This window comes from Paenibacillus sinensis (assembly GCF_019904155.1).
Lineage (GTDB): Bacteria > Bacillota > Bacilli > Paenibacillales > Paenibacillaceae > Paenibacillus_AQ > Paenibacillus_AQ sinensis.
Genome location: NZ_JAHCMB010000183.1, coordinates 23,089 through 45,371 on the forward strand (window position 1 = coordinate 23,089; position 22,283 = coordinate 45,371).

The 22,283-nt window shown below is 55.1% G+C and carries 23 protein-coding genes; 6 read left to right on the forward strand and 17 right to left on the reverse strand.

Annotation, left to right across the window (positions count from 1 at the left end; genetic code table 11):
* Positions 1 to 24 precede the first annotated feature (24 nt).
* Complete coding sequence (locus KIH86_RS20465; protein WP_223080729.1) at positions 25 to 834, reverse strand: PhzF family phenazine biosynthesis protein; 810 nt, start codon at positions 832 to 834, stop codon at positions 25 to 27.
* Positions 831 to 1,505, reverse strand: a complete 675-nt coding sequence (locus KIH86_RS20470) for a DUF6483 family protein (RefSeq protein ID WP_223080728.1) — start codon at positions 1,503 to 1,505, stop codon at positions 831 to 833. Before KIH86_RS20470 ends, KIH86_RS20465 begins: the two co-directional genes overlap by 4 nt.
* A 733-nt stretch (positions 1,506 to 2,238) precedes the next feature.
* On the opposite strand from KIH86_RS20470, the gene KIH86_RS20475 reads away from it, so the two are divergent.
* The gene (locus KIH86_RS20475; RefSeq protein WP_235775517.1) at positions 2,239 to 2,754 is read left to right on the forward strand and encodes a helix-turn-helix domain-containing protein; all 516 of its coding nucleotides are present in this window, start codon (positions 2,239 to 2,241) and stop codon (positions 2,752 to 2,754) included.
* Positions 2,754 to 4,052: an MFS transporter gene (locus KIH86_RS20480; RefSeq protein ID WP_407672329.1), complete on the forward strand. Its 1,299-nt coding sequence runs from the start codon at positions 2,754 to 2,756 to the stop codon at positions 4,050 to 4,052. The genes KIH86_RS20475 and KIH86_RS20480 overlap by 1 nt, the downstream gene beginning before the upstream one ends.
* Positions 4,053 to 4,180: 128 nt before the next feature.
* On the opposite strand, the gene KIH86_RS20485 is transcribed toward KIH86_RS20480, so the two are convergent.
* Both KIH86_RS20485 and yyaC read right to left on the reverse strand, forming a co-directional pair.
* Positions 4,181 to 4,972 (reverse strand): alpha/beta hydrolase, encoded by a 792-nt coding sequence (locus KIH86_RS20485; RefSeq protein ID WP_223080726.1) that lies wholly within the window; start codon positions 4,970 to 4,972, stop codon positions 4,181 to 4,183.
* An 81-nt stretch (positions 4,973 to 5,053) separates the two neighbouring features.
* A complete protein-coding gene (gene yyaC, locus KIH86_RS20490) occupies positions 5,054 to 5,581 on the reverse strand; it encodes a spore protease YyaC (protein WP_223080725.1) in 528 nt (175 codons plus the stop codon).
* 141 nt (positions 5,582 to 5,722) lie between these two features.
* Here yyaC and KIH86_RS20495 point away from each other — a divergent pair, with 141 nt between their 5' ends.
* Complete coding sequence (locus KIH86_RS20495; RefSeq protein ID WP_223080755.1) at positions 5,723 to 5,944, forward strand: DUF1128 family protein; 222 nt, start codon at positions 5,723 to 5,725, stop codon at positions 5,942 to 5,944.
* 108 nt (positions 5,945 to 6,052) lie between these two features.
* Here KIH86_RS20495 and KIH86_RS20500 read toward each other — a convergent pair whose 3' ends face one another.
* On the reverse strand, positions 6,053 to 6,778 hold the full coding sequence (locus KIH86_RS20500) for a pirin family protein (RefSeq protein WP_223080724.1): 726 nt from the start codon (positions 6,776 to 6,778) through the stop codon (positions 6,053 to 6,055).
* A gap of 239 nt (positions 6,779 to 7,017) precedes the next feature.
* Positions 7,018 to 8,019, reverse strand: a complete 1,002-nt coding sequence (locus KIH86_RS20505; protein WP_223080723.1) for an asparaginase — start codon at positions 8,017 to 8,019, stop codon at positions 7,018 to 7,020.
* Positions 8,020 to 8,532: 513 nt separating this feature from the next.
* On the opposite strand from KIH86_RS20505, the gene KIH86_RS20510 reads away from it, so the two are divergent.
* Together KIH86_RS20510 and KIH86_RS20515 are read left to right on the forward strand one after the other, a co-directional pair.
* Positions 8,533 to 9,054: a YtxH domain-containing protein gene (locus KIH86_RS20510; protein ID WP_223080722.1), complete on the forward strand. Its 522-nt coding sequence runs from the start codon at positions 8,533 to 8,535 to the stop codon at positions 9,052 to 9,054.
* Between the two features lie 215 nt (positions 9,055 to 9,269).
* Positions 9,270 to 9,608, forward strand: coding sequence for a DUF5665 domain-containing protein (locus KIH86_RS20515; protein WP_235775518.1), 339 nt, complete (start codon positions 9,270 to 9,272; stop codon positions 9,606 to 9,608).
* Between the two features lie 122 nt (positions 9,609 to 9,730).
* Here the strand turns inward: KIH86_RS20515 and KIH86_RS20520 are convergent, their stop codons facing one another.
* From KIH86_RS20520 to KIH86_RS20570, 11 genes are all read right to left on the reverse strand, one after another.
* Positions 9,731 to 10,501, reverse strand: coding sequence for a sigma-70 family RNA polymerase sigma factor (locus tag KIH86_RS20520; RefSeq protein ID WP_038698733.1), 771 nt, complete (start codon positions 10,499 to 10,501; stop codon positions 9,731 to 9,733).
* Positions 10,498 to 10,950, reverse strand: coding sequence for an anti-sigma B factor RsbW (gene rsbW / locus KIH86_RS20525; protein ID WP_223080720.1), 453 nt, complete (start codon positions 10,948 to 10,950; stop codon positions 10,498 to 10,500). Before rsbW ends, KIH86_RS20520 begins: the two co-directional genes overlap by 4 nt.
* 18 nt (positions 10,951 to 10,968) lie before the next feature.
* Positions 10,969 to 11,307 (reverse strand): STAS domain-containing protein, encoded by a 339-nt coding sequence (locus KIH86_RS20530; RefSeq protein WP_223080719.1) that lies wholly within the window; start codon positions 11,305 to 11,307, stop codon positions 10,969 to 10,971.
* A gap of 107 nt (positions 11,308 to 11,414) precedes the next feature.
* Positions 11,415 to 13,085, reverse strand: a complete 1,671-nt coding sequence (locus KIH86_RS20535; protein WP_223080718.1) for a response regulator — start codon at positions 13,083 to 13,085, stop codon at positions 11,415 to 11,417.
* Between the two features lie 16 nt (positions 13,086 to 13,101).
* Positions 13,102 to 13,971 (reverse strand): CheR family methyltransferase, encoded by an 870-nt coding sequence (locus KIH86_RS20540; protein WP_223080717.1) that lies wholly within the window; start codon positions 13,969 to 13,971, stop codon positions 13,102 to 13,104.
* 84 nt (positions 13,972 to 14,055) lie between these two features.
* Positions 14,056 to 17,718: a response regulator gene (locus tag KIH86_RS20545; protein ID WP_223080716.1), complete on the reverse strand. Its 3,663-nt coding sequence runs from the start codon at positions 17,716 to 17,718 to the stop codon at positions 14,056 to 14,058.
* A gap of 3 nt (positions 17,719 to 17,721) precedes the next feature.
* Entirely contained in the window at positions 17,722 to 18,888 is a 1,167-nt protein-coding gene (locus KIH86_RS20550; protein WP_223080715.1) for a PP2C family protein-serine/threonine phosphatase, read from the reverse strand.
* Between the two features lie 242 nt (positions 18,889 to 19,130).
* On the reverse strand, positions 19,131 to 19,478 hold the full coding sequence (locus KIH86_RS20555) for a general stress protein (protein WP_223080714.1): 348 nt from the start codon (positions 19,476 to 19,478) through the stop codon (positions 19,131 to 19,133).
* A gap of 96 nt (positions 19,479 to 19,574) precedes the next feature.
* On the reverse strand, positions 19,575 to 20,108 hold the full coding sequence (locus tag KIH86_RS20560; RefSeq protein ID WP_223080713.1) for a hypothetical protein: 534 nt from the start codon (positions 20,106 to 20,108) through the stop codon (positions 19,575 to 19,577).
* 62 nt (positions 20,109 to 20,170) lie between these two features.
* Positions 20,171 to 20,695 carry a DUF948 domain-containing protein gene (locus tag KIH86_RS20565; RefSeq protein ID WP_223080712.1) on the reverse strand — a complete coding sequence of 175 codons (525 nt, stop codon included), beginning with the start codon at positions 20,693 to 20,695 and terminating at the stop codon, positions 20,171 to 20,173.
* Between the two features lie 319 nt (positions 20,696 to 21,014).
* The gene (locus KIH86_RS20570) at positions 21,015 to 21,632 is read right to left on the reverse strand and encodes a hypothetical protein (protein WP_223080711.1); all 618 of its coding nucleotides are present in this window, start codon (positions 21,630 to 21,632) and stop codon (positions 21,015 to 21,017) included.
* A gap of 211 nt (positions 21,633 to 21,843) precedes the next feature.
* Here KIH86_RS20570 and KIH86_RS20575 point away from each other — a divergent pair, with 211 nt between their 5' ends.
* On the forward strand, positions 21,844 to 22,218 hold the full coding sequence (locus KIH86_RS20575; RefSeq protein WP_223080710.1) for a hypothetical protein: 375 nt from the start codon (positions 21,844 to 21,846) through the stop codon (positions 22,216 to 22,218).
* The last annotated feature ends 65 nt before the right edge of the window (positions 22,219 to 22,283 follow it).

Genomic DNA, 22,283 nt, shown 5'->3' on the forward strand with positions numbered 1-22,283 from the left:
CTTGGGGCTTATACGCTGTCAGCTTCAGGGAGCGGCATGAAGCTGCCCGCTAATCACCGTCACCGCCCGGCCGGTCAGATAAATCCGGTCGTCCGTGACGCGAAGCCGGAGCAGCCCGCCCCGGCTGGACGCTTGATAGGCCGTCAGTTCCCGGCGGCTCAGGCGCCCTGACCAGAAGCTCGCGAGCGCCGTGTGGGCTGAGCCGGTAACGGGATCTTCGTTCACGCCGATCGACGGAGCGAAGAAGCGGGATACGAAGTCGATGCCGTCTTCAAGGCCCCGGGCGGTAACCGCCACGGCGCGCGGCGGCAGCGTGGTCAGAGCGGTGAAGTCCGGATTCATGCTCCGGACCCGCGATTCGTCTGATACGGTAACGATCAGGTTGTCGGCGTAATGCCACAATTCTTCTACGTCTTCCTCTTGCAGTCCAAGGGCAGACACAAGTCCGGTAATTGGCTCAGCCGGGCTCAGCTCATAAGCGGGGAAGCTGAGCGTGATCCCCTCCCCGCTCTGTTCAGCTGTCAGCAGCCCGCTCAGGGTGTGGAATTCCGCTCTCTTGTCGGCAGGCAGAGCGCCACTCTCCCACAGCGTATGCGCGCTCGCCAGCGTCGCATGGCCGCAGAGCTCCACCTCGGCGGCCGGCGTGAACCAGCGCAGCCGATAGCCGCCGCCGTTCTCCGGCCAGAGAAAGGCCGTCTCCGACAGATTCATTTCCGCGGCCACCTGTGACATATACGCTTCGGGCGCCGGCGTCTGAAGCAAGCACACCGCCGCCGGATTGCCTCCAAAGGCCTGTTCGGTGAAGGCATCCACGATATAAATGGGCAGTGTCATGATTTCTCCATCTCCTTGGTCATCTGGTTCAGCCGCAGCCATTGCTCGCGTCCCTCGGCTACCTCTTCGAGAGGAAGATTCCCGTGAAGAAGATCATCTTGATCTTTAGCCAGCAGCCGATCGTACAGCTCCTCGCCTTCCTTGACGACATCCTCCCCATGATCTCTGAGCCGGTACAGCGAATCCTCCGCCTTGCCATAGCGGCCGATGGCTTCCATATGAGCCATCAGCAGCCGCTCCGTCTTGGCCGGAAGGCGGTATGCTTCCACGGCATTCAGGCATTCATCGATTTCCTCCGGCAGATTCAGAAGATCGCGGTCGGCGCCGTGAAGGGCAGCATACAGATAGAGATGCAGACTCTTCATCAGCCGGGGAACGGCTTCCTCTACATTTTCGCCAGACAAATAAATCCCGCCCTCTTCGTACATCAGTCTAGCCATTCCTTGCAGCTTGTCGCTCTCAATGCCTCCGCCGAGGCGGAACATATCTATGATATCCTCCACGGACAGCGAATTCATGAGCCTTGAGTTGAGCCGGAAATGCTTATTCATCAGCTCGTCAACTTCCCATAACGCTTCTGTGGTCTTGCGCTCCTGCTTCAATGCGAATACTTTTGCAATCATTCCGGTCATGTCTTCGATCATCCGGACGATGTAATCTCTACGGAACAAGATTTTTCGCCTCCCCACAGCTTGGCTTCACGCCTATCTTAAACTATTCCTACCGCCAATTCCACCACCCGGCCATTACGCAGCCATCACCAGAACCGCCGCTCCGATACGGAATGCGCTCATGATCGGCAAGGCCACGGCCGAAGGAAGGTTATGACCTGCGACAGGCATTGATCTACGACAGGATTTCACCTCTGGCAAGCTTTGAGCTGCGAAAGGTTTAATCTATGACAGACTTTAGCCTCCGACAAGCTTTGACCTGCGAGGATTGACAAAAGCGTAAGACAGCTTTAATCTGGAAATACGATCAATCTGGATTCCTGATCATGTTGAATTTCAGTTCGCTATCATCCGGAATTCATTCGAAATTCATTCGAAATTCATTCAGAACTTATCTGAACCTCACTCGGAATTCGTCCGGAGTTCATTCCGAACTCATCTGAATCTCATTTGAAGTTCATTCAGAACTCATTCTGAACTCGTTTGAATCTCACCTGGAGTTCATTCAGAACTCCTCCGAATCTCACTTGAAACTCGTCCGGAGTTCATTCGGAACTCATCTGAATCTCATCTGGAACTCATTCGGCATGCCTGCTGCGCTCCCGTCTGCACGGGTTGCCTGCCTGCGGAAGCGCAATGCCGTTCATTTTACGGCGAGGAAAATCATCCGGGAAAATGAACTGGACAGAGCATAACCAAATTCAAACCTATCAGACTCAAGGAGGCACGAACATTGAATGACCCTACGGATCGCGGCAGAGCTTCCGATTCCTTTCTGCCGGTTAACGAAGAACAGGAGAAACTGCTTCAGAGCGCGCTGCGGATCAAGATCATCCAGACGCTGACCGGGGAGCCTCTGACGTCCAAGCAGGTGGCCGAGCGGCTCGGCAAAACTCCGGGCAACGTCCATTACCATATTCAAAAGCTCTATGATGGAGGGCTGCTCGAGCTTGTGCGCACGGAAGCTGCCGGCGGGATTATGCAGAAATTTTACAAGTCCAAATCGGCCTGGTTCCGCTCGGCGGACTTCTCGGGCTTCCGGTTCCCTCCGGAGGACCTGGTCGAACGCTTTACGACAAGACTGACGCTTTCGGACACCGAGCTTCAGGCGTTTCGTCGCGATTTGATGGACCTTATTACGAGTTGGGAAGCCAAAGCGACGCAAGGCCGGGAGTATGGCATTGAAATGGCAATCGGACGCCTTCCCGAGCCGGAAGACAATGAAAGCAACAAGGAGGCTCAATCATGATGCCGGCGGAAGCCGCCGAGCAGAAGCAGAACGGTCCGCTGCAGCGGTTCGCGGCCCCTTTTGCCCTGTCCCGCGCCTTCCCTTCCCTCTGGCTGGGCCACTTGATCTCGTTTCTGGGCAGCTCGGTCACGATGGTGATTCTGCCGGTTCTCGTCTACTCGCTGACCGGCTCCACCACCACGATGGGTGTGGTCATGGCCGCCTATATGCTGCCGAATGTGCTGATGCTCCCCTTCGCGGGGCATATCGTGGACCGCAGCGACCGGGTATCCGTCATGCTGCTCACCGACATTCTGCGCTTTCTGATCATGACCGGGACAGCCGCCCTCTCGCTTGCCGGCGCGCTCAGCATCCCGCTTCTTCTGCTGCTTATGGCAGCCTACGGCCTGCTCGACGGACTTTTTCAGCCGGCTTATGCAGCAGTCCGGGCCGTCGTCTTCACGCCTGTCATCCGGATCGCGGCGAATTCCTTGTCGCAGATCACCACGCAGGCGGTGCGGCTGGTCGGCCCGGCTCTCGGCGGCCTGCTCATTACTCACTGGCCGCCGGGAATCAGCTTCGGGCTTGACGCCTTTACCTACCTGCTGTCTCTCGCCTGTCTGCTCAGGCTCCGGCGGGAGCTCGGAGCGCAGGAAGGGGACGATGCCGGGGCCGGAACTGCGGCCGCTTCGATGCGGCCCGGGCATCCACCCACCCGCTGGAAGCAGGATTTCATGGAGGGTATCGCTGTTCTGCGAAGCCATCCCTGGCTGTGGATTACAATCATAGCCTTCTGCTTCATCAACATCTGCTTCACCGGGGTGACCAGTGTGCTGATCCCCTGGCTGTTCAAGGTGCATCACGGCTGGGCTCCTTATCTGTACGGTCTTGCGGTTACATTCTCAGGCCTGGGGGCCATCACGGCGGGCCTGATCTTCGGCATGCGGAGAGAGTGGAAGCACAGAGGACTTGTCGCTTACGGCGGAGCGCTGCTAAGCGGAATTGCGCTGTTCGGTCTCAGCCTCGCTCCCAATGCCGGAACCGCAATCGCCCTGTTCGCGCTGGAGGGCTTCGGCATCATGTTCTTCTCGATGATTTGGGAAATCAGTCTGCAGGATCTGGTGCCGCAGGAGGCGTTCGGGCGGGTAGCCAGTCTGGACTTGATGGGCTCCTTCGCCCTGCTTCCGATCGGTTATATCGCGGTAGGCTGGATAGCCGACCGGATTGGAGGCATCATAACGATCGGGTTGTTCTCGGGCCTTGGAATCGCAGCCATCCTGCTGGTGCTCTGCATTCCATCCATCCGGCGGTTCCGGTGAATACGTTAAATACACGTACAACAAGCGGGCGGCGTCTTCTGAAAGACGCCGCCCGCTTGTACGTAATGCAGCCTTTTTATAACAGCGGCGAAGTGCTCCCGCTTACTTACCTCATCTTACCAGACACCTTATCTTACCAGAACCGCCGCAAAATCCTTGACCACCGCAGCCAGCTGCTCCGGCGCTTCGAACATGCTCATATGTCCGGCACCCGGAATGACAGCCTTGGCGACGTTGGAGCTATTCGTCGTAAAGATTCTCTCTGGCGGGACAATCTCATCCTTCTCTCCCGCCACAAGCAGGATCGGCAGATAGCTCGCGGATAGCACATCTCTCCGGTCGGGACGCTCCCTCATAGCAAGCGCGGTGCCTACCGCGCCCGAAGGCGGCGTCTTGTAGCCGATCTCCCGGGCACGCTGCAAGAGCTCCGGCGAAGTGGCCGCCGTATCCGGAGCGAACAGGCCGGGCACAAGCCCGTCCACAAATTCATTGATCCCCTTCGACTGAATGGTCGCTACCGCCTTGAGACGCTTTTCCTTAGCTTCCTCGCTGTCCGGGTATGCCGTGGAATGAACCAGGCCGAAGGCGTTCAGCCGGGAGGCGTACCGCTGGGCGAACGCAAGCGTGATATAACCGCCGAGTGAGTGTCCAAGCAGCGTCACCTTCGGGATGTCCAGCGCATCGAGCAGTGACAGCACATCGCCCGCCATCTGTTCAATGGTGTAGGCGCCAAGCGGCGCATCGGAAGAGCCATGCCCGCGCAGATCGGGCGCTATCACGCGGTAGCTCCCCGACAATAGAGGGATCACTTTCTCCCAATATGCCGAGCTTCCGCAGAAACCGTGGAGCAGAACAATTACTTCGCCCTGCCCTTGATCGCTGTAACAAATATTGCTTCCTTCACAACGCACCGTCTCCATGACTGCTTCCTTCTTTCCTTATCAAATTGCATTTCAGAGGTATTAAATATATTAATCCGGTTGAAGAGGGTTGAAACGCTGTCATCGCAATAAAAGTCCGAACCCGTCCGCCGCAGCCGCAGCGATAACGCCGGCCATCCCCATGACCCGATGAAGCGGCGTCGTCTGAAGCGTCCGGTAAGGCTTAGGTCCGCTTACATCCACCACGGCTGCCAGGCTGTAATGCCCGACCGCCGGCAGTACGAGCCCGACCGACCTCGCGGGATGCAGCGGTTCTCTGGATACAAAGTAATATCCAACGGCCGCATGCGGGCCCAGGCAGGCATCGATGGCGATAACAAAATGCTCCTCAGGAATCCCGGCGACCCTGAGCGTCAAGTTGTCCGCGTCGCAAGGTGACGGAAGCGTGCCGATCACATGCGGGAATCCGTATTCGGCTAGCCGGGTGCCCGTCAACGGACCCAGCGCGTCGCCGGTGGACCGGTCCGTGCCGATGCACAGGAAGGTCACTTCCTCCGGCTTGTGAAGCTGTCCGATTTCCCGAAAAAAGACATGCAGCCCTTCGCCGTCAAGCTTCTTCTTGCCGGTTCCCTGTTCCCTGATTGCCATGAACCGCGCTCTCCCCCCTTTGCCTGTAATCATGATTCTTCATTGTACAATAAAACGAATCTGCAGGGCAAAATCTGTACCCGTCAGGACGATCATGGTAAAATACAGGGATTAACGCGCAGAAAGGATGACGCGATCGTCATGGATTTGTCTTCTCCGAACCAGAGCAATCTGGAATATATGATCGAAGGCATCAAAACAAAACTGAAGATGGCCAGTGCAGCCGCCATGCAGGCTTCCTCTTTTTCGTTGAACCGTTACGAGGATATCCGCGATATTTATGAGGTTGTAATGGACAGCGACAGACTCAGCATCGCGCAGGTGGAAGCGCTCGTCTCCGAGCTGGGACAACTGCGGAAATAACCGACACTACAGAAACAGGCCCTTTCGCTCTGAAATCCGTATCGCGGACGATAGAGCGAAGGGGCCTGCCGGTTATGGGGATGTTTATTCCATCTCGCAATGGCTATATTATGGAAGATCGATTAGAATCAGCTCGGCCGGACCGCCGCTGCCGGTTCCTAGCACGCTCATCTCGCAGCATTCCCGAATCCGGGCGGCATCTCCCGCACTTAGCGAGAAGCTGCCGTCTGCGCAGATTATATCCGCGTTCCCCGTTATGACAAATACATGAGTCCGCCTGTCCTCCCGCTGCGGGAAGACGAGATCTTGACCGGTGTCAACCGAAGCAAGGTAGATGGACACGTTCTCACGAACGTTCAGCGCCCCCTCAACTTCCTCTCCCTCTCCCGACACGGCCTTCAGCCAGGTGTTCTTCCTGTGCTCCGGCGGGAAATACTTGGCGTCCCACTTCGGCGGAAGCCCCGCCGCATTCGGCAGCAGCCATATTTGCAGAAATCGTACATTCTCCGTCTCCGATGGATTTTGCTCCGAATGGCGGATTCCCCGGCCGGCGCTCATGATCTGAACCGAACCCGCCTGGAGATCGACCTTGTTCCCCAAGTCATCCTCATGCCGAAGTGTCCCCGATATCACATAAGTGACAATCTCAAGGTCATGATGGGGATGACGGTGCATTCCCTGAAGAGGCTTCAGCTCATTGTCGTTATGCGCCAGCAGGCTGCCGAAATGGGAGTTGCCGGGATCGTCATAATCAGCAAAGGAGAAGCTGAACTCACTGTGTATCCACTCTTTATTTGAAGTATGCCTTTCAGCAGAAGTCACGACTTTAATCATAATTGCGCACCTCCTAAGATGTAAATAACCCCCAAAGTAAAGCTTTGACTTCGAAGCTTGATCAGGTACTTTGCGGGGAACCCGAATAAGCACAAACTCTCTTGATGTAAAAAAGCCTGCCCGCCAACAAGGCGGGTTCTGCATTTGTACTTGAGTCAGCATTTTGCATAATACGAGTATAATCGCGCCTTAATTATGATTTGTTTACCCCTTCGCTGCTAAGGCTAATCAATCTATCTTCAGATTAATTCCAGATGAAATACAGGCTCGGTCCGGCCTACGGCCATCCCTTCATCATTCAGGATTTCCTGGGAAAAGGCATCCTCCAGCTTCTTCAGCGTCAGTCGATTGCGGTAGCCGATCTGCTGAAGAATTGCCCGTACAATGAGACCCCACTCTTCTTCCGAGCCGTCCAGAACCTTGAAGGCAAAGCCCAGACGTTCTTCCTTCAGACCGAAGCAGTAGACCCCTTTGAAGCCCCCCTTGGCGACAATGTTATCGTCCTCAAGCAGCAGGGAATCCAGACGGCCATGTCCCGCTACCATCTCCGGATGGGCGTGCATGGCGGACGTAATGGCTCTCACCGCTTGTCTTGTCGCCGAATCTTCAACAAGTTCCGGACAGGACAGCTTCAAGTAAGCAAGCGCAAGTCCGGTCAGGGGCAGCGCAAATACCGGCAGGCCGCAGCCGTCCGTCCCGAGCGTAATATCCTTCTCGGTGAGCCCGGCCATATAGGCGACCGCCTGCAGCACTTCCCGCTGAACCGGATGCTCCGGAGACTCATATCCCTCAAGAGGGAAGCCCTTGGATTTCGCGTAGGACAGCATGCCCATATGCTTGCCGGAGCAGTTATGATAGCCTTTGCGCTTACCGGCTTCCCGGATCGCCTTCTCATGGCTGCTCTCGTCCAGCGGGTAGCTGGGTGCGCAAATCATGCAGCTCTCTTCAATCCCCGTCTTGGCTTCCATGCTCTCCAGCGTGCGCAGATGATAGTCCTCCCCTCGGTGCGAAGCGGTCATGAGCGCGATTTCAGCCTCGGTGAAGCCGAACTTGCCCGCTATTCCGCCGCGAATGCCGGGAATTGCCTGCAGCGGCTTCGCGGACGAACGGGTAAAAGCGACAAAGCCGGGATCGCCCGCGTAGCCCTTCAGCACGCCGCTCTCGCCCACCATTGCGATATGTCCGCTATGGGCGCATTCCATAAGGCCCGCCCGGAACTCTTTTACCAAAATCGTCTCCATTAAAGTTCTCTCCTTACATGATCTGTAATCTATATCTCGATGCTTTGTGCTTATTCATATACGCCGGCCGCCCGGTCAGCGATTCCGGAACTCTATAATCTAGCCCGCAACCCCCTTCTTTTGTAAAGCGGTAAAAACGGCGTTTTCTCGAGGTTTTTCGAGCTTTATCCCGATATTTCTCCCCTATTCTCCTTCGACCTCTTCCGGGCATTTCCACTGTTTCAGTCCATACCCTAAAGTTTATATACGAAGTAAGATAAACTCACCGCCATTACCGATTCACCTTTAATGAAGGAGGCGGGCTTATCCGGGGAATCATCGTCAGCATCGGAATGGCGATCAGCATCGGCGGCCAGAGCTGCGTTATCGGCAGTTTCGCCATCTTAATCCGGACATTATCTTACCGCGCTGTTCATATTCCCGCCTGGCTTGATCTCCAGACTTCTGCGGCGCACCGCCTGGAACTCAGGAGCTGCCTGTAACTCTCTATATTCCAATAAGGAGTGATAAGTGATGAATAAATCGGAAACGGAACATCCCGTACCAAGCAGTGGCACCTTCGCGAAAGGCATACTCATCGGCAGTCTGATCGGCGCCGCAGCGGCCCTTCTCTTCGCACCGAAGCCGGGGCGTGAAATTCGCAGCGATCTGTCCGAGAAATTGGGATCGGCAACCGACAAGACCAAGGAATACGCAGGCATTGTGACCGGTAAGACGAAATCCGTCGCCTCTGCCGTCGGAAGCAAGACTTCGGATCTGGCCAGCACTGTGGCCGCCAAGGCATCCGATCTGGCCGGAACGGTGTCATCCAAAGCCTCCGATATGCTGTCCACGGTCAGCGACAGCAAGAAGCAGATTGCCGCGACGCTCGCGGAGACCGGCAAAGAAGTGGCCGACACGGTAAGCACAGCATCCTCTATCGTGGCCGATCAGGCCAAAGACGCATCGGAGGAAATTTCTTCAAAGGCAAAAGATGCGTCCGAGGAATTATCCGACAAGGCCAAGGATGCGTCCGACGCCATCCATTCTTCCTGACCGCTTCACCCGCTGAGCGCTGCCGCTGCTTCATGCAGCCGATTCGCGCAGCGGTCCCAGACAGTCTTATACATCATCCAAGCGCGGATGCATCAGCATGATCCTGCTCTTCAGCCAACGGCCAGCTGACCCAGCTGGCTGTTGCCATGTCCGGACGATCCCGGGAACTCCTCAATCCAACGGCCGGCTCGGCCACAGAAAGGAAGGAATACGTCATGGGAACTAAAGCCCCAACCCGAAGCACGAGAACTTACGAAGTGGATGACCATCCGTTTGAGCTCCGTCATGAGGTGAAACGGCTGAATGCACGGCTGGATCAAATTGCCGATTCGCTGGAGCGCTCCGAATTCAAGGACATTCTGGAGAATTATACCGATCCCAAGAAACGGATCATTTCCAATCTGATGGCCGGCATCTCCCGCGGTCTGGGCCTGTCGCTCGGAACCTTCGTCATCCTCGGCATACTGGGCTATGTGGTCAGCCTGTTCGTTAATGTGCCGGTCATCGGCGAATACCTGGCGGAGATCAAGAAGTATATTGATGCGAGCAGCTGATGTCCTGGCGCCAGATCGGCGCACAACCCCTGCTTCTCTTGAACTCTCTCACGAAAAGGAAGGGCCGGCTGCCTCTCTTGAGGCGGCCGGCCCTTCTGTATGGAAAGGCACTTCTTGTCCATTCAATACGATGAATTGGACATGATCTGCTTTAATTTCTCGGTTGCGCGTTTCTGGATACGCGATACACTCATCTGCGACACGCCCAGCTTCTGGGCGATGGCCCGCTGCGACTGTCCTTCCTGAAAGGCCAGCAGCAGTACCTTCTGCTCCTGTTCCTTCAGTTGGCCAAGCGCTTGCTGAAGATCCATCCGCCGTTCGACGGTATCATAATCGTTCGCATCCGAACTGATCAGTTCGCCAAGCGTAGCTCCCGTCTCTTCCTGGGAGAGCGGCGAATCCAGCGATACATAATGGTAGCATTCCCGGCCTGCCAGCACCTCTACCGTCTCTTCCACCGACAGATCCAAATAGCTGGCGATCTCGGATACATCCGGTGACCGTTCCAATCTGACTGTCAGTTCGTCGATAGCCTGCTGAACCAGAGCACCTTTTTCCTTGATTCGTCTGGGAACCTGTATGTACCAGGATTTATCGCGGAGGAAATTCTTCATATGCCCGATCATGCTCTTCATAGCATAGGGTTCAAAGGGGATGCCCAGGCTGATGTCATACTGCTGAAGCAGACGGATCAGCGCCATCTGTCCGACTTGATACAGATCCTCGTACAAATCGGGGCGGTTGCGGGCGATTTTACCGGCGGCCATCTTGACCATCGGCTCGTATTTGTGAATTAGTACGGTTGCAATATCGTTGTCTTTCGTTTGCTGGTATTCCCAAATGAGAGAGACGGATTCGTCCATGGACTCTGGGGGAGTCACTCTTTCATTCATACTCTCTCCTCGCTAGGATAGAGCTTCTTGGTCAGGGTCACAGCCGTTCCCTTCCCAAATTCGCTTACGACATTCACTTCATCCATCAGCGCCTGCATCAGATAGAAACCAAGTCCGCCGATCTGAACATCGCCAAGCTCTTTGTCATGCAGGGTGATTCGTTCGGCGGACGCGTCAGCCTTGTCAAAGCTCTCCCCCTCGTCTTTGACCGTAATGGACAGGGCGTCCGCGCTTACTTCAAAGATGACATCGACAATTCCGTCTTGCTGTCCGTAAGCATACAGAACGGAGTTGTTACAAGCTTCGGAAACGGCTACCTTCATATCTTCAATATCCTCATAAGAAAAGCCCATCTTCGAGGCAATTCCATACAAATTCAGTCTTACAATATCGACATATTCCGCGCTTGCCGGCAGTTGGAGCATCACTTTTTGCACATCGTCACTCATTCTTTGTTCGATCCTTTCCTAGTGGGAATTCTCTTGGGAGGTGAAGAACTTCGCAATACCAGTCATGTCGAACAGCTTCTGTATTTGCGGCGGAACTTCCTCCACGGTGAATTTGACATCCATGCCGTGTCTGGCTTTGAGGATCGATAGAAGAATGCCGATTCCTGTGCTGTCGATATATTTCAGTGCTTTCATGTTAATGACCAGATCCAGCGAAGTGTCTCCAACCAGCGGTTCCATCACAAGTCTGAAATCGGGGGCTACGGACAGATCCAGCTCACCGGTTAAATAGACTGTACATACATTGCTCTCGGTTTTGATCGATGTCTGAAACTTGTCACTCTTATGTGTGTTCATAGACAATCTCTCCTGATTAAATGTTTTCTTTACCAATAACCCTAAAGGCATGTCCTTGAAACAAAAAAATAGGGACTTAAGCTCTGGAAATACACATACTTCCACTATTAGGCCGGGTTTACCTCCGAATTACGTCCCTGAATCAGTCCGTCTTCGCCGAAATAGCTCGACAGTATATTCTGGATGCTGCTCAGCTTCAGCGGCTTGCTGATATAGTTGTCCATCCCCGCTGCCAGGCACCGTGCCTGAATCCCGTCCATGACGTTGGCCGTCATGGCGATAATGACCGGGGAGCCTGAATCGCGCTTCATGGAGCTTCGTATTGCCTTGGCAGCCTCCAGGCCGTCCATGACCGGCATATGTATATCCATGAATATCATATCATATGGACGGGACAAAGCCAGACTTGCGGCCTGGCGGCCATCCTCCGCCACCTCGGCACTGAAGCCCAGCTTGCCCAGTATATTGACCATCAGCTTCTGGTTGATGGGATGATCGTCGACGACCAGCACGCGGCGTCTGTGTTCCTTGCGGAACGGGAAGGTCTTCTCTTTCTCGGGACGGCCGCCTCCGTCCGGATCGGGCTCGGGCAATACGGCATTGATCGTGAAGACGAATACGGCGCCTTTATCTTCCGTGGATTCCACCCGGATATCCCCGCCCATCATATGAACCAGCGACTTGCAGATGGCAAGTCCGAGCCCCGTACCGCCATACTTCCGGGTCATCGAGGAATCCAGCTGGGAGAAGGGCTGGAACAGACGGTCCCGCTTCTCCGGTGAAATGCCGATCCCGGTATCCTTGACTGTGAACTCCAGCACAAGTCTGTTGTCCTTCCGTTCTTTGCCGGTAACGACCAGATAGACGCCGCCCTGATGGGTGAACTTCACAGCGTTGGACACCAGATTGAGCAGCACCTGGCGCAGGCGCGCCATATCCCCGTACAGCAGATCCGGCAGACTCTGATCGACGAAATACGCAAGCTCCAGATTCTTCTTGCCGGCCTCCGCCGAGAACAGGTTGAAGACCTCGTGCACACAGCTTCTCAGCTCGAACAGCCCGCACTCCATTTCCATCTTGCCGGATTCCATCTTGGTGAAATCCAGAATATCGTTGATAACCGTAACCAGGGTATCGGCGCTCTTGCGGATTATCTCCGCATATTCCTTCTGCTCCCCCGACAGCGGCGTCTCCATGAGCAGGTCAATCATGCCGACTACGCCGTTCATCGGCGTGCGGATTTCATGGCTCATCATAGCCAGAAATTCCGTCTTCGCCTTCGCCGCGCTTTCAGCCGCCTCCTTCGCCTTGACCAGCTCTTTGTTGATCCGCTCCAGCTCCTGCGTCTTCTGCTGCAGCTGCATGGACTGTGTCTGGTGCTTCTTCGTCGTCAGATACATGTTCACGAAGCCTGCGATCTTCGATTTGAGGATTTGCGGGATAAATGGCTTGACCATATAATCGATCGCTCCGGCGGAGTAGCCGGCGAATAAATGCTCTGCTTCCTTGCTGGTGGCCGAGATGAAAATGATCGGGATATCCTTGGTTTTGTCCCTTGCTTTAATCAGTCTGGCGGTTTCGATCCCGTCCATTCCCGGCATCTGTACATCAAGCACGATGACGGCAAACTCATGCCTCAGCAGACATTTTAACGCTTCCTCGCCGGAGTTGGCCTTAACCAGCTTATACTGCGGGCTTTCAAGCACCGCCTCAAGCGCCAGCAAGTTTTCCGGTCGGTCGTCTACCAGCAGAATGTGAATCGGTTCTTGAACCCCCATAAGCCCCTCCTAAACCTCATTTGACTTTACGATAGATTTTCTCCACTCTGTCCAGGGGCTCGTAGTTATCGCTGTACCTGGTAAAATGAATGGATTCCTTGGCTCCGAGAACAAGCACTCCGAAGCGGCTGAGACTCTCGCAGAACAACCCGTGAACATGATCCCGGAGCTCATCATTAAAATAAATCATCACGTTTCGGCAAAATATGACATTAAATTCGTTGAACGAAGTATCGGTTGCCAGGTTATGCTCCGCAAAAATCATATTCTTGCGAAGAAACGGCTGGAAGATAACCGAGTTGTATTTGGCCGTATAGTATTCCGAGAAGGCATGCTTGCCGCCTGCCTCCAGATAATTTTGCGTGTACTTCTTCATCTTGCTGATCTCATATACCCCTTCTTTGGCCTGCTGCAGCGAACGGTTGTTCATGTCCGTGGCGTAGATTCGGGCCTTATCGTAGAGGCCCTCCTCATGAAGCAATATGGCCATGGAATAGACTTCCTCGCCCGTCGAGCAGCCGGCATGCCAGATCCGGATATAAGGATAGGTCCGCAGCAAAGGGATCACCTTCTGCCGGAACGTCAGGAACAGGCTGGGGTCCCGGAACATTTCCGTTACCGGAATGGACAGGTTGTAGATCAGCCGTTCGAAGCAGGCCCTGTCGTACAGCACCCTCTCCTGTAAGGCGGAGATGCTCTGCAAGTTCTCCGCATGTACATGATGCCAGATGCGCCTCTTCAGTGAAGGAAGCGCGTAATTCCGGAAATCATAGCCGTACAGGCGGTGAATTCCGGTGAGCAGCAGCTCGACCTCGATGTCTTCCAGTTCATTTTTGCTTGGTCCGGCAAGGGACAACTCGTATTTCCCTTCCTCTGACGGCGTCATGGCAATCGATGCTCCCTTGCGTACGCCGCTCATTGGCTTGCGGCGATAAATTCTGTCTTTATGACTATTACCCCGTTTTACCCGCTACGAATACAACCACACCCGCATTAATGAAAGAAGCTGGTCGGTATCGATAGGCTTCTTCAAATAGTCCGAAGCCCCGGCTTCAATGCACTTGAACCGGTCTTCCTTCATGGCCTTGGCGGTGAGGGCGATAATCGGAAGCTTGGCGAACTGCGGCATTTCGCGGATCTTCCGCATTGTCTCGAATCCATCCATCTCCGGCATCATCATATCCATAAGCACCAGATCGAAGTCCGGGTTCTCCGCCAGCGCTTCCAGCGCTTCCCTGCCATTCTCGGCGAATTTAACCTCCATCCGATAACCCTCAAGCACACTGGAGAGCGCGAAGACGTTGCGGATATCGTCATCGACGAGCAGAATCTTCTTCCCTACGAACAATTCTTCCTTATTATGAAGCTTCCGCAGGATTTTCCGCTTGTCCTCCGGCAGGTTCGCCTCCACCCTGTGGAGGAACAGCGTCGTCTCGTCCAGCAGGCGCTCCGGCGACCGGACATCCTTGATGATGATCGATTCCGCGTATTTGCGGAGTCTGGTTTCCTCCTTGATGTCTAGATCCTTGCCGGTGTAAATGATAATCGGCAGGTCACCCAGCTCCTCATCGTCCCGGATATGATCAAGCAGCTCAAAGCCGTCCATGTCGCCAAGCATCAAATCGAGCACCATGCAGTCGTATTTGCGCTTGCGGAGCTCACTCAGAGCCTCGCCTCCAGTGGAGACGGCTGTTATCGCCACATCGTCGTATCCGATCAGCTCCATAATGGACCGCCGCTGGATATCATCATCCTCGACGATCAGAAGATGCTTCAGCGTGCTTTCCGTATAGGCCTCAATCCGGGTGAAGGCCCGTTCCAGCGCTTCCTTGCCGGAAGGCTTCCTCAGATAGGCGAACGCCCCCATCATCAGGCCCTGATTCACTTCTTCATTAATCGAGATGACGTGAACCGGAATATGCCGGGTACTCGCCTCTCCCTTAAGCTCCCGCAGAATCGCCCAGCCGTCCATGACGGGCAGCTGGATGTCCAGAATGACCGCATCCGGCAGATAGGATTTGGCCATTGAGAGACCGGTATCCCCCCGCAGCGCCACCAGGGTCTTGAAGCCCCGGCTGTGCGCCATATCAAGCAGAATGTCCGCGAACTTCCGGTCATCCTCGATGATGAGCAGCACCTTGTCGCTCGGCCCCAGATTATCGCGGTCGTCCGCGAACGGCGCCTCGGCCTCAGGTGCCGGCAGAGCCTTCACCTCCGCCGGTTCGGGCAGCGCCTCGGCCTTGGCAGCCTCGCCGCCGGCCGCAGCCTCTCCCGCCGCCGCCAGGCCCGGCAGCTGGCTGTAATCGGCAAAGGTCGGCAGGAAGAGCGTGAACACGCTCCCCGTGCCTTCCTCCGATTCCAGCACAATGCCGCCCCCCATCACCTGGGATAGCTCCCGGCTGATGGACAGCCCCAGGCCCGTGCCGCCGTATTTGCGGCTCGTTGTGCCGTCGGCCTGCCGGAAGGCCTCGAATACGAGGTCCGTCTTGTCTTCCGGTATGCCGATGCCGGTGTCTTTGACCGCGATAGCCAAATATTCGCGGTCAAGCGGCAGGTACACCGGCAGCTGCTTCTCCTCGGCCCGGCTGACCGAGAACTCCACATGGCCCTTGCTTGTGAATTTGAAGGCATTGGACAGCAGGTTGCGGAGCACCTGCTTCAGCCGGTACCCGTCAACCACAATCGTATCCGGCAGCGGCTCGTTGAAGGACAGGCGAAGCGCAATGCCCTTCTTCTGGGCCAGCGGCGCGAAGTTATGCTTCACGAATGATTTCAGATCCGTGAGCGCCACCTTGTCGCGGTTCAGCAACATCTTGCCGGCATCGACCTTGGACAGATCCAGAATTTCGTCGATCATCTTCAGCAGATCGGCTCCGGAGGTATAGATGGTATGGGCGAATTCCACCTGCTTCTCCATCAGATTGCCATCCTTGTTCTCGGCCAGCAGCTGGGACAGAATAAGCAGGCTGTTCAGCGGAGTACGCAGTTCATGCGACATGTTCGCCATAAACTCGGATTTGTATTTGCTTGCAGCCGCAAGCTGCGAAGCCTGCTTCTCAAGCTGGCTTCGCGCTTCCTCGATTTCGTCCTTCTTCTCCTCAACCAGTTGAATCTGCTCCTCCAGGGAGCGGGTCTTGTCCACCAGTTCGCTGTTGTAATGCTCAAGCTCCTCCTGCTGGCGCTGCAGCAGCTCCTCAGAGCGTCTCAGGGCGTCCGTCTGCTCCTCCAGATTCTCATTGGAGCGGCGCAGCTCCTCCTGCTGGGTCTGAAGCTCCTCGGACTGGCACTGCAGCTCTTCCGTGAGCGCCTGCGACTCCCGGAGCAGTTCTTCCACAGCCAGCCGGTGAGTAATATTGTTGACGATAGCAGCCATATTGAGAGCCAGTTGTTCCATTAACTCATAATGGAGTTCCGGGAAGGGCTTGAACGAGGCGAATTCGATTATCCCCAGCACTTCATCCTCAAACAGCAGCGGGTACAAGGCGATGTATCCAGGGCGGCCGGAGCCGTAGCCCGATGCGACGTTGAAATAGGTATCCGGTGTCTCCTGCAGAAGAACCGGCTTCTTGTCCAGCGCGCATTGGCCCACTAGCCCGCTTCCGAGCTCGAATCCGCTCTTCGGCTTGCTCTCGTCAAAGGCATATGCGCCCTTGATCTCGAAGCGGTTCGGATTGTTCTTCTCCCGCAGATAGACGGCGCCGAACTGCGCGCCGACCACAGGCGTGAACTCGCTGATGAAGGTCTGGGATATCTCGCCCAGGGAATTGACACCGCGCAACAGCTCCGTGGTACGCGCAACGTTGGCGTTCAGCCAGGCATGATCCTGCTGCTCCTTGATGTAGGCCGCTTCCTTCTCCTGCCTCTCCTCCAGATCCCCGGCCATAATCTGAAACGCGCGGACGACGCTGCCGAATTCGTCATTCGAGGCGTAGCTGATGCTCTGCAAATCGCCCATTCTGCCGTCTCCCAGACTGGCCACCATCCGGGATACGGTATTAAGCCCTTTGCTAATGCTCGGCAGCACCCACAGAATAATGCCAAGCCCCAGCAGAAGCCCCGCCACCATAACGGCGATGACAATCTGGATCGACTGCTGATAGGCGCTCTTGGCCGTGTTTATTTCTTCGTTGATTTTCAAATTCTCGAACTCGGCCAGATTATTCAGGCTGGATATCACTTCATTCTGGACCGAGATCCCCGTCTGCTGACGGAAGGCATTGGCCGTCGCCAGATTTCCGTCTTCAAGCAGACTCAGCACCCGGTCCTGATAGGAGTAATAAGCCGACGCTGCCTCCTCGATCACCGTGAACATTTGCTCCTCTTCAACAGTCTGCTTAAGAGCCTTCATCTGAGCGGCGAATTGATCGGCGCGGATTTTGCTCTGCCTGATCTCATTGCTCTGAATCGCCAGATTGGAATCGGGATTCAGCATTACATTGGTCAGGATGCGGGCCATGCCGTTCACTTCTCCGCGCATCCCGGAGGATGCGAGAATCTTCTGATAACGGTCCTGGTAAATCCCCTCCATCTGACCGTTCATCCTGTTAAGCCTGTCATATCCGATCAGCGTCAGGCTCAGCGCTATTAGCAGCAGCGTCAGAAAGCCGATCAGCAGCTTCGCCTTAATCTTCATGGATTATCGCTTTCCCTTCTTCAGTGAGATCCACACCAGACACTTATCATCATCGCGTTCACCGGGCGCCTGCTCATTGAAGAACACGGCTCTCATCCGCTCTTCCTCCCATACATGTCCGGTGCTCATCTGGTCTATTAGAAAGTTCAACTGCTCAGACTGGTCGCCGCTGACCATTTCGAGCAGGCCGTCGGTGTACATGACAAGATGCCCGTCATCCTCGTAGGTCAGGTTTTGGGGGGCGGCCTCGATGCGGTCGAACAGACCGACCGGATGGCAGTTGCTCTCCAGCAGCACAGGCTCTGCGGAATTGCCGTCAAAGAGCAGCGCGGGCGGATGTCCGGCATTGACATAGTCGATGCGCTGCAGCTTCGTATCGATCACCATATAAATCGCCGTAAAATAATACTGGATCAGCTGCTTCTCGATATACAGCTGATTGAAACGGCGGTTAAGCTCCTGTATCACCTTCTCTGGCTCCACATACGTAGTTACCGTATCCTTCAGCACGGAGGCGATGAACATGCAGAAGAGAGAGGAGGAAATGCCGTGTCCCATCATGTCCAGCAGAATGACACCGTATCGCCCATCCCCGAGCGCGTACCACGCGTACAGATCGCCGGCCAACTCGAATGAAGGCTGATAAATGGCGTGGACCTCGAACAATTCTTCCTCCAGAGGCAGGCTGAGCACCGCATTCTGAACGAGCGCCGCCAGCTTAAGCTCGTACTGAATGCGCTGGTCCCTTTCCTTATGCCAATCCTTCTCGGCCTTTAACCGGAGTGCGAGACGAATTCTCGCCATCAGCTCCACTTTGTTGATCGGCTTGGTAACATAATCGACCGCGCCCACATCAAGGGCTTCGGCCAGCTTCTTCGAGTCGCCAACCGCAGTTACCATAATGATGGGGATGTCCCTCAGCTTCTCATACCGCTGAATAATCCGGCAGGCTTCGATCCCGTCCATCTCAGGCATCATCATGTCCAGGAGAATCAGATCAACATCCGGATGCTTCGGTCTGAGCTCGCTGTTGTTCCGGCCGACTCCGAGTATTTCCAGCATTTCTATGGCGGAAGCCGCCGTAATTACGTTCCGGTAATCCTCTTTCTTCAGAATCTCCCGGATTATAATAATATTGGTAGGGTTATCGTCAACGACAAGAATCTTCATGCCTCCACCTCGCCTGAATTCATTTTTCGACTGGTTACGAAAGAAACCGCTTCTTCCATGATACGACAATCCGCCAGGGGTTCGCTATCCACAACATCTGCCTGACCTGATCTGTTATTTCCTGCTCCGGAGCCGCCCAATATGTAATGACCCCCAACAAAGTAACCTCCAGCCCCACTGACACGTGGTTCTGGAGGTTACGTTATTGGACTATGAACCTTTCCGGAGCATATTCTGCTATCTCACGACGATCTCCTCTTGGCGATGACGAGCACTTTGCCCAAATCAAGCTCTTGCTCATAGAAATCGGCCTCCGCTTCGCTGAATCCAAGAGAAGAGATTTGGGAGCGGAGCTCGTCTCCCCGTGAACGAAACATATTCGCAAGCGTGCCGAACAGTCCTTCCTCGCTCAAGCCGACCTCACTTGCGCCGGCAGCCTCCACGATGCGGTCTTCCCGGTCCTGATCATGACTAATAACGTAGATGTCTTCCCTCGTATATCCGCTGTCCAGCAGCCGTTTCACTTCTTCAATCGCCTGCACGCCATTTTCCAGGATTTTGGCATATGCCTGGGCTCCGATAGAATCCATGATTTCACTCTCCTTTGCCATTTTCATGGGGACAAGGACGGCAATGTGACAATCATCCTGTTATTAACCCTATACCGCAGCCGCTGAAACATCGCATCAGTCCGAATAATCGTCGAACAAATCGATCCCCCGCCATTGGCCGGTCTGCCGGTCAACATACACTTTAAGCGCCATATGGCCCCGCATGTAGACATCCCCGTCCTCGGCAGCGAAATCCGGCGACCCAAGCGTGTCCTTCAGCGTATCCCGCAGCGGATCGATCTCCCTTCCGTTCAGCTTCAGGCCGTAAGCCGAAACCTGCTCCGGACTGACATGTATATACGATACTGCACCGGCGGTGATTCCGGCCGACATATCCGCGTAACGAAATTCCAGGGAATCCTCCCAGGGGTCCGGCACGATTGCGAGCGGCTGGCCTTTCAGCTCGATCAGCTCATTCGTGGTCGCGTACAAGGGAACACCAGCCAGGGAATCGAATGTGCGGATATAACGGTCCTCCACGGTCCGCACGGCCTGCGCGGAAGCCGTATGGAGAGCGTAATCTGCCGGAACGGACAAGGCGCTTGGAGCAGGCGCGCTCTGCGCAGCAAAAGGAGAGAAGAGCACCAGCAATACAATAAGTACTTTCATGACAATCTCCTCCTTCTGAAATTTTAAAAAAGCGCATGATCGCCGCCTGCATGAAGTCCCTGTTATTTACCGGCCGGCTTGTTCGTGCGAAATTTCTGCCACAGCACCGCAGCCACGTCTACGCCCTTCAGCACAACCGCCGTCTTCCCCTTTTTGCCGCTGCTGTAGACTGCGTCATAGGAATTAACCGTTCGCTCCTCCGCCGGGCTTGGCTTGGTGCTGTCAACGGACACATGTTCCGCCTTCTCCTTCAGCTCCCGGGTCTTGCGAAATTTCTCGATACCGGTAACCGATACCTGCTTGAAAGTCAGGGTAAGCTCGGCGAGCACCTCTCCCAGGTTCTTGACCGAGTCCATAATCGGATCGATCTTCTCGATCTTGCCCTGAACGTCAGCCGTTAGATCATTGGCGTGCCGGACAGTGGTCTTCACCTCATAGGTCAATTCGTCAACCGTCTTCTGGACCTCCTGAAGCGTCTGGCTTACCTTCTCAAGAGATCCCTTGGCGGCATTCAGAGTTTTGATCAGAAAAATAACAAGAACGGCGAATGCAACAGCAATAAGTGCGACGCTAAGGCTGATAATCATATATGGCAAACTCCCTCCGGTTCAAATTGTCTGGCGCCTGCGGCCTGCCTTAATATTGTCTAGTTACCCCTTGATTTACGGGCCGAAACAACACGCAGTCGGGCTGTCAAGCCCTTATTCCATCCGCCGCAAGCCCTGTTTCAAGTCCTACATACGGCGGTAAAAAAGCACAGGCCCTCTTCGCTGTCTTCCTCTTCACGGGACGCGAATCCCGGTCATTGTAAGTGTATGCGGTACTTGGAAAGATTGGGCCTATGCCCACTTAAAAAAACATGAAGCATGCCCGGAAAACCTCCACCTTATGAAGGGGTCTTCGGGCTTATTTCAATTTCAGCAGCAGATTCAGCAGATTGCTCCAGTCCACATCAAAAGAAACGCTGATTCCGCTGTCCAGCAGCTTCATGCTCTTAACCTCCACCATGAACGGCATATGTTCCCTCAGCGGAACACTGATATCGGGCAGAGACAGAAGCCCGGATGGCAGCTCCCGTCCTCTAATCTCGGTATATTCATGATGCAGCGTCAGCACGCCTCCGCCTCCGGGAGTTACCTCCATCAGCATGCCGATGGTTGCTCCAAAGGGAAGCGGTCCCGCCTTCCCCGTAATATCCGCCGTCAGCCGGTTCCCGTTCTGGGCAAATTCCGATCCTGTTATCCGGACAAAAGTGGACGGATGTTCGGCTATGTAGTCGTTCAGCCCCTTCTTGCACAGCTGATTCAATTCTTCTTCGCTCAGCGTCAGCACCGGACTGTGGTTCTTCGCCATCTGCAGCAGCTTCGGTCCAAAATCGACCGGGGTATATGCCAGGTCGAGCTTCTTCTGCGGGGCCGCATACCATACCAGACCAGCACCTGCCAGAAGCACCACCACCACCAGGCCGACAAGAAGCCGCAGCAGCGCACTGCCCCGTTTGTTACGCGCTACTTTCGATTCCATTTACGCTTCGATCCTTTCCCTGCATTGTGAACTTTCTGCGGCGGCTGCTCGCGCCGTCCTATACATCATTTCGCCAGACTGCGTCCGAATGCCTGTCGAATGAAAAAATAAGCCTCTGGTTCATGAGCGTTATTTGGGTTTACTAGGATACTGAATTACCGGCACATCAACCAGATCGGTCGTGCACACCAAATTCAAGGAGGAATTGCAATTGAAAAGAATCGTCAGCATCGCCACCGCCATCGGTCTCGCCGCTTCGCTCGGAGCTACCGCTTCCGCCGCCGATGACCCGGGAACCGCAACTGCAGCCCCTGAGACGGTCACAACCAGCACCTATTCGGAGCCGGTCATTACACCAGCCGATGTCGTTCCCGCTACGCCGGTGATCGTTCTGACCGGCGACACCCCGTTCTATTTCACCAATGGCTCCATCATGCTGAAGGCCGGCGTACTCGCTCCGCAGACGGTCGATACGACGGGAGAAATCGCCACAGACGCTTATGGCAATGAATGGAGAGAGGTATACACCTGGCTGGGCCTGGCCTGGGTGATGGTCCCGAACCCTGCCGAGGTCTTGATGCCATAGCTTAATACGGTTAATTGCGGAGGCGGTCTCATTGGGGTTGGAACCGCCTCCAGACCAAGGGATCA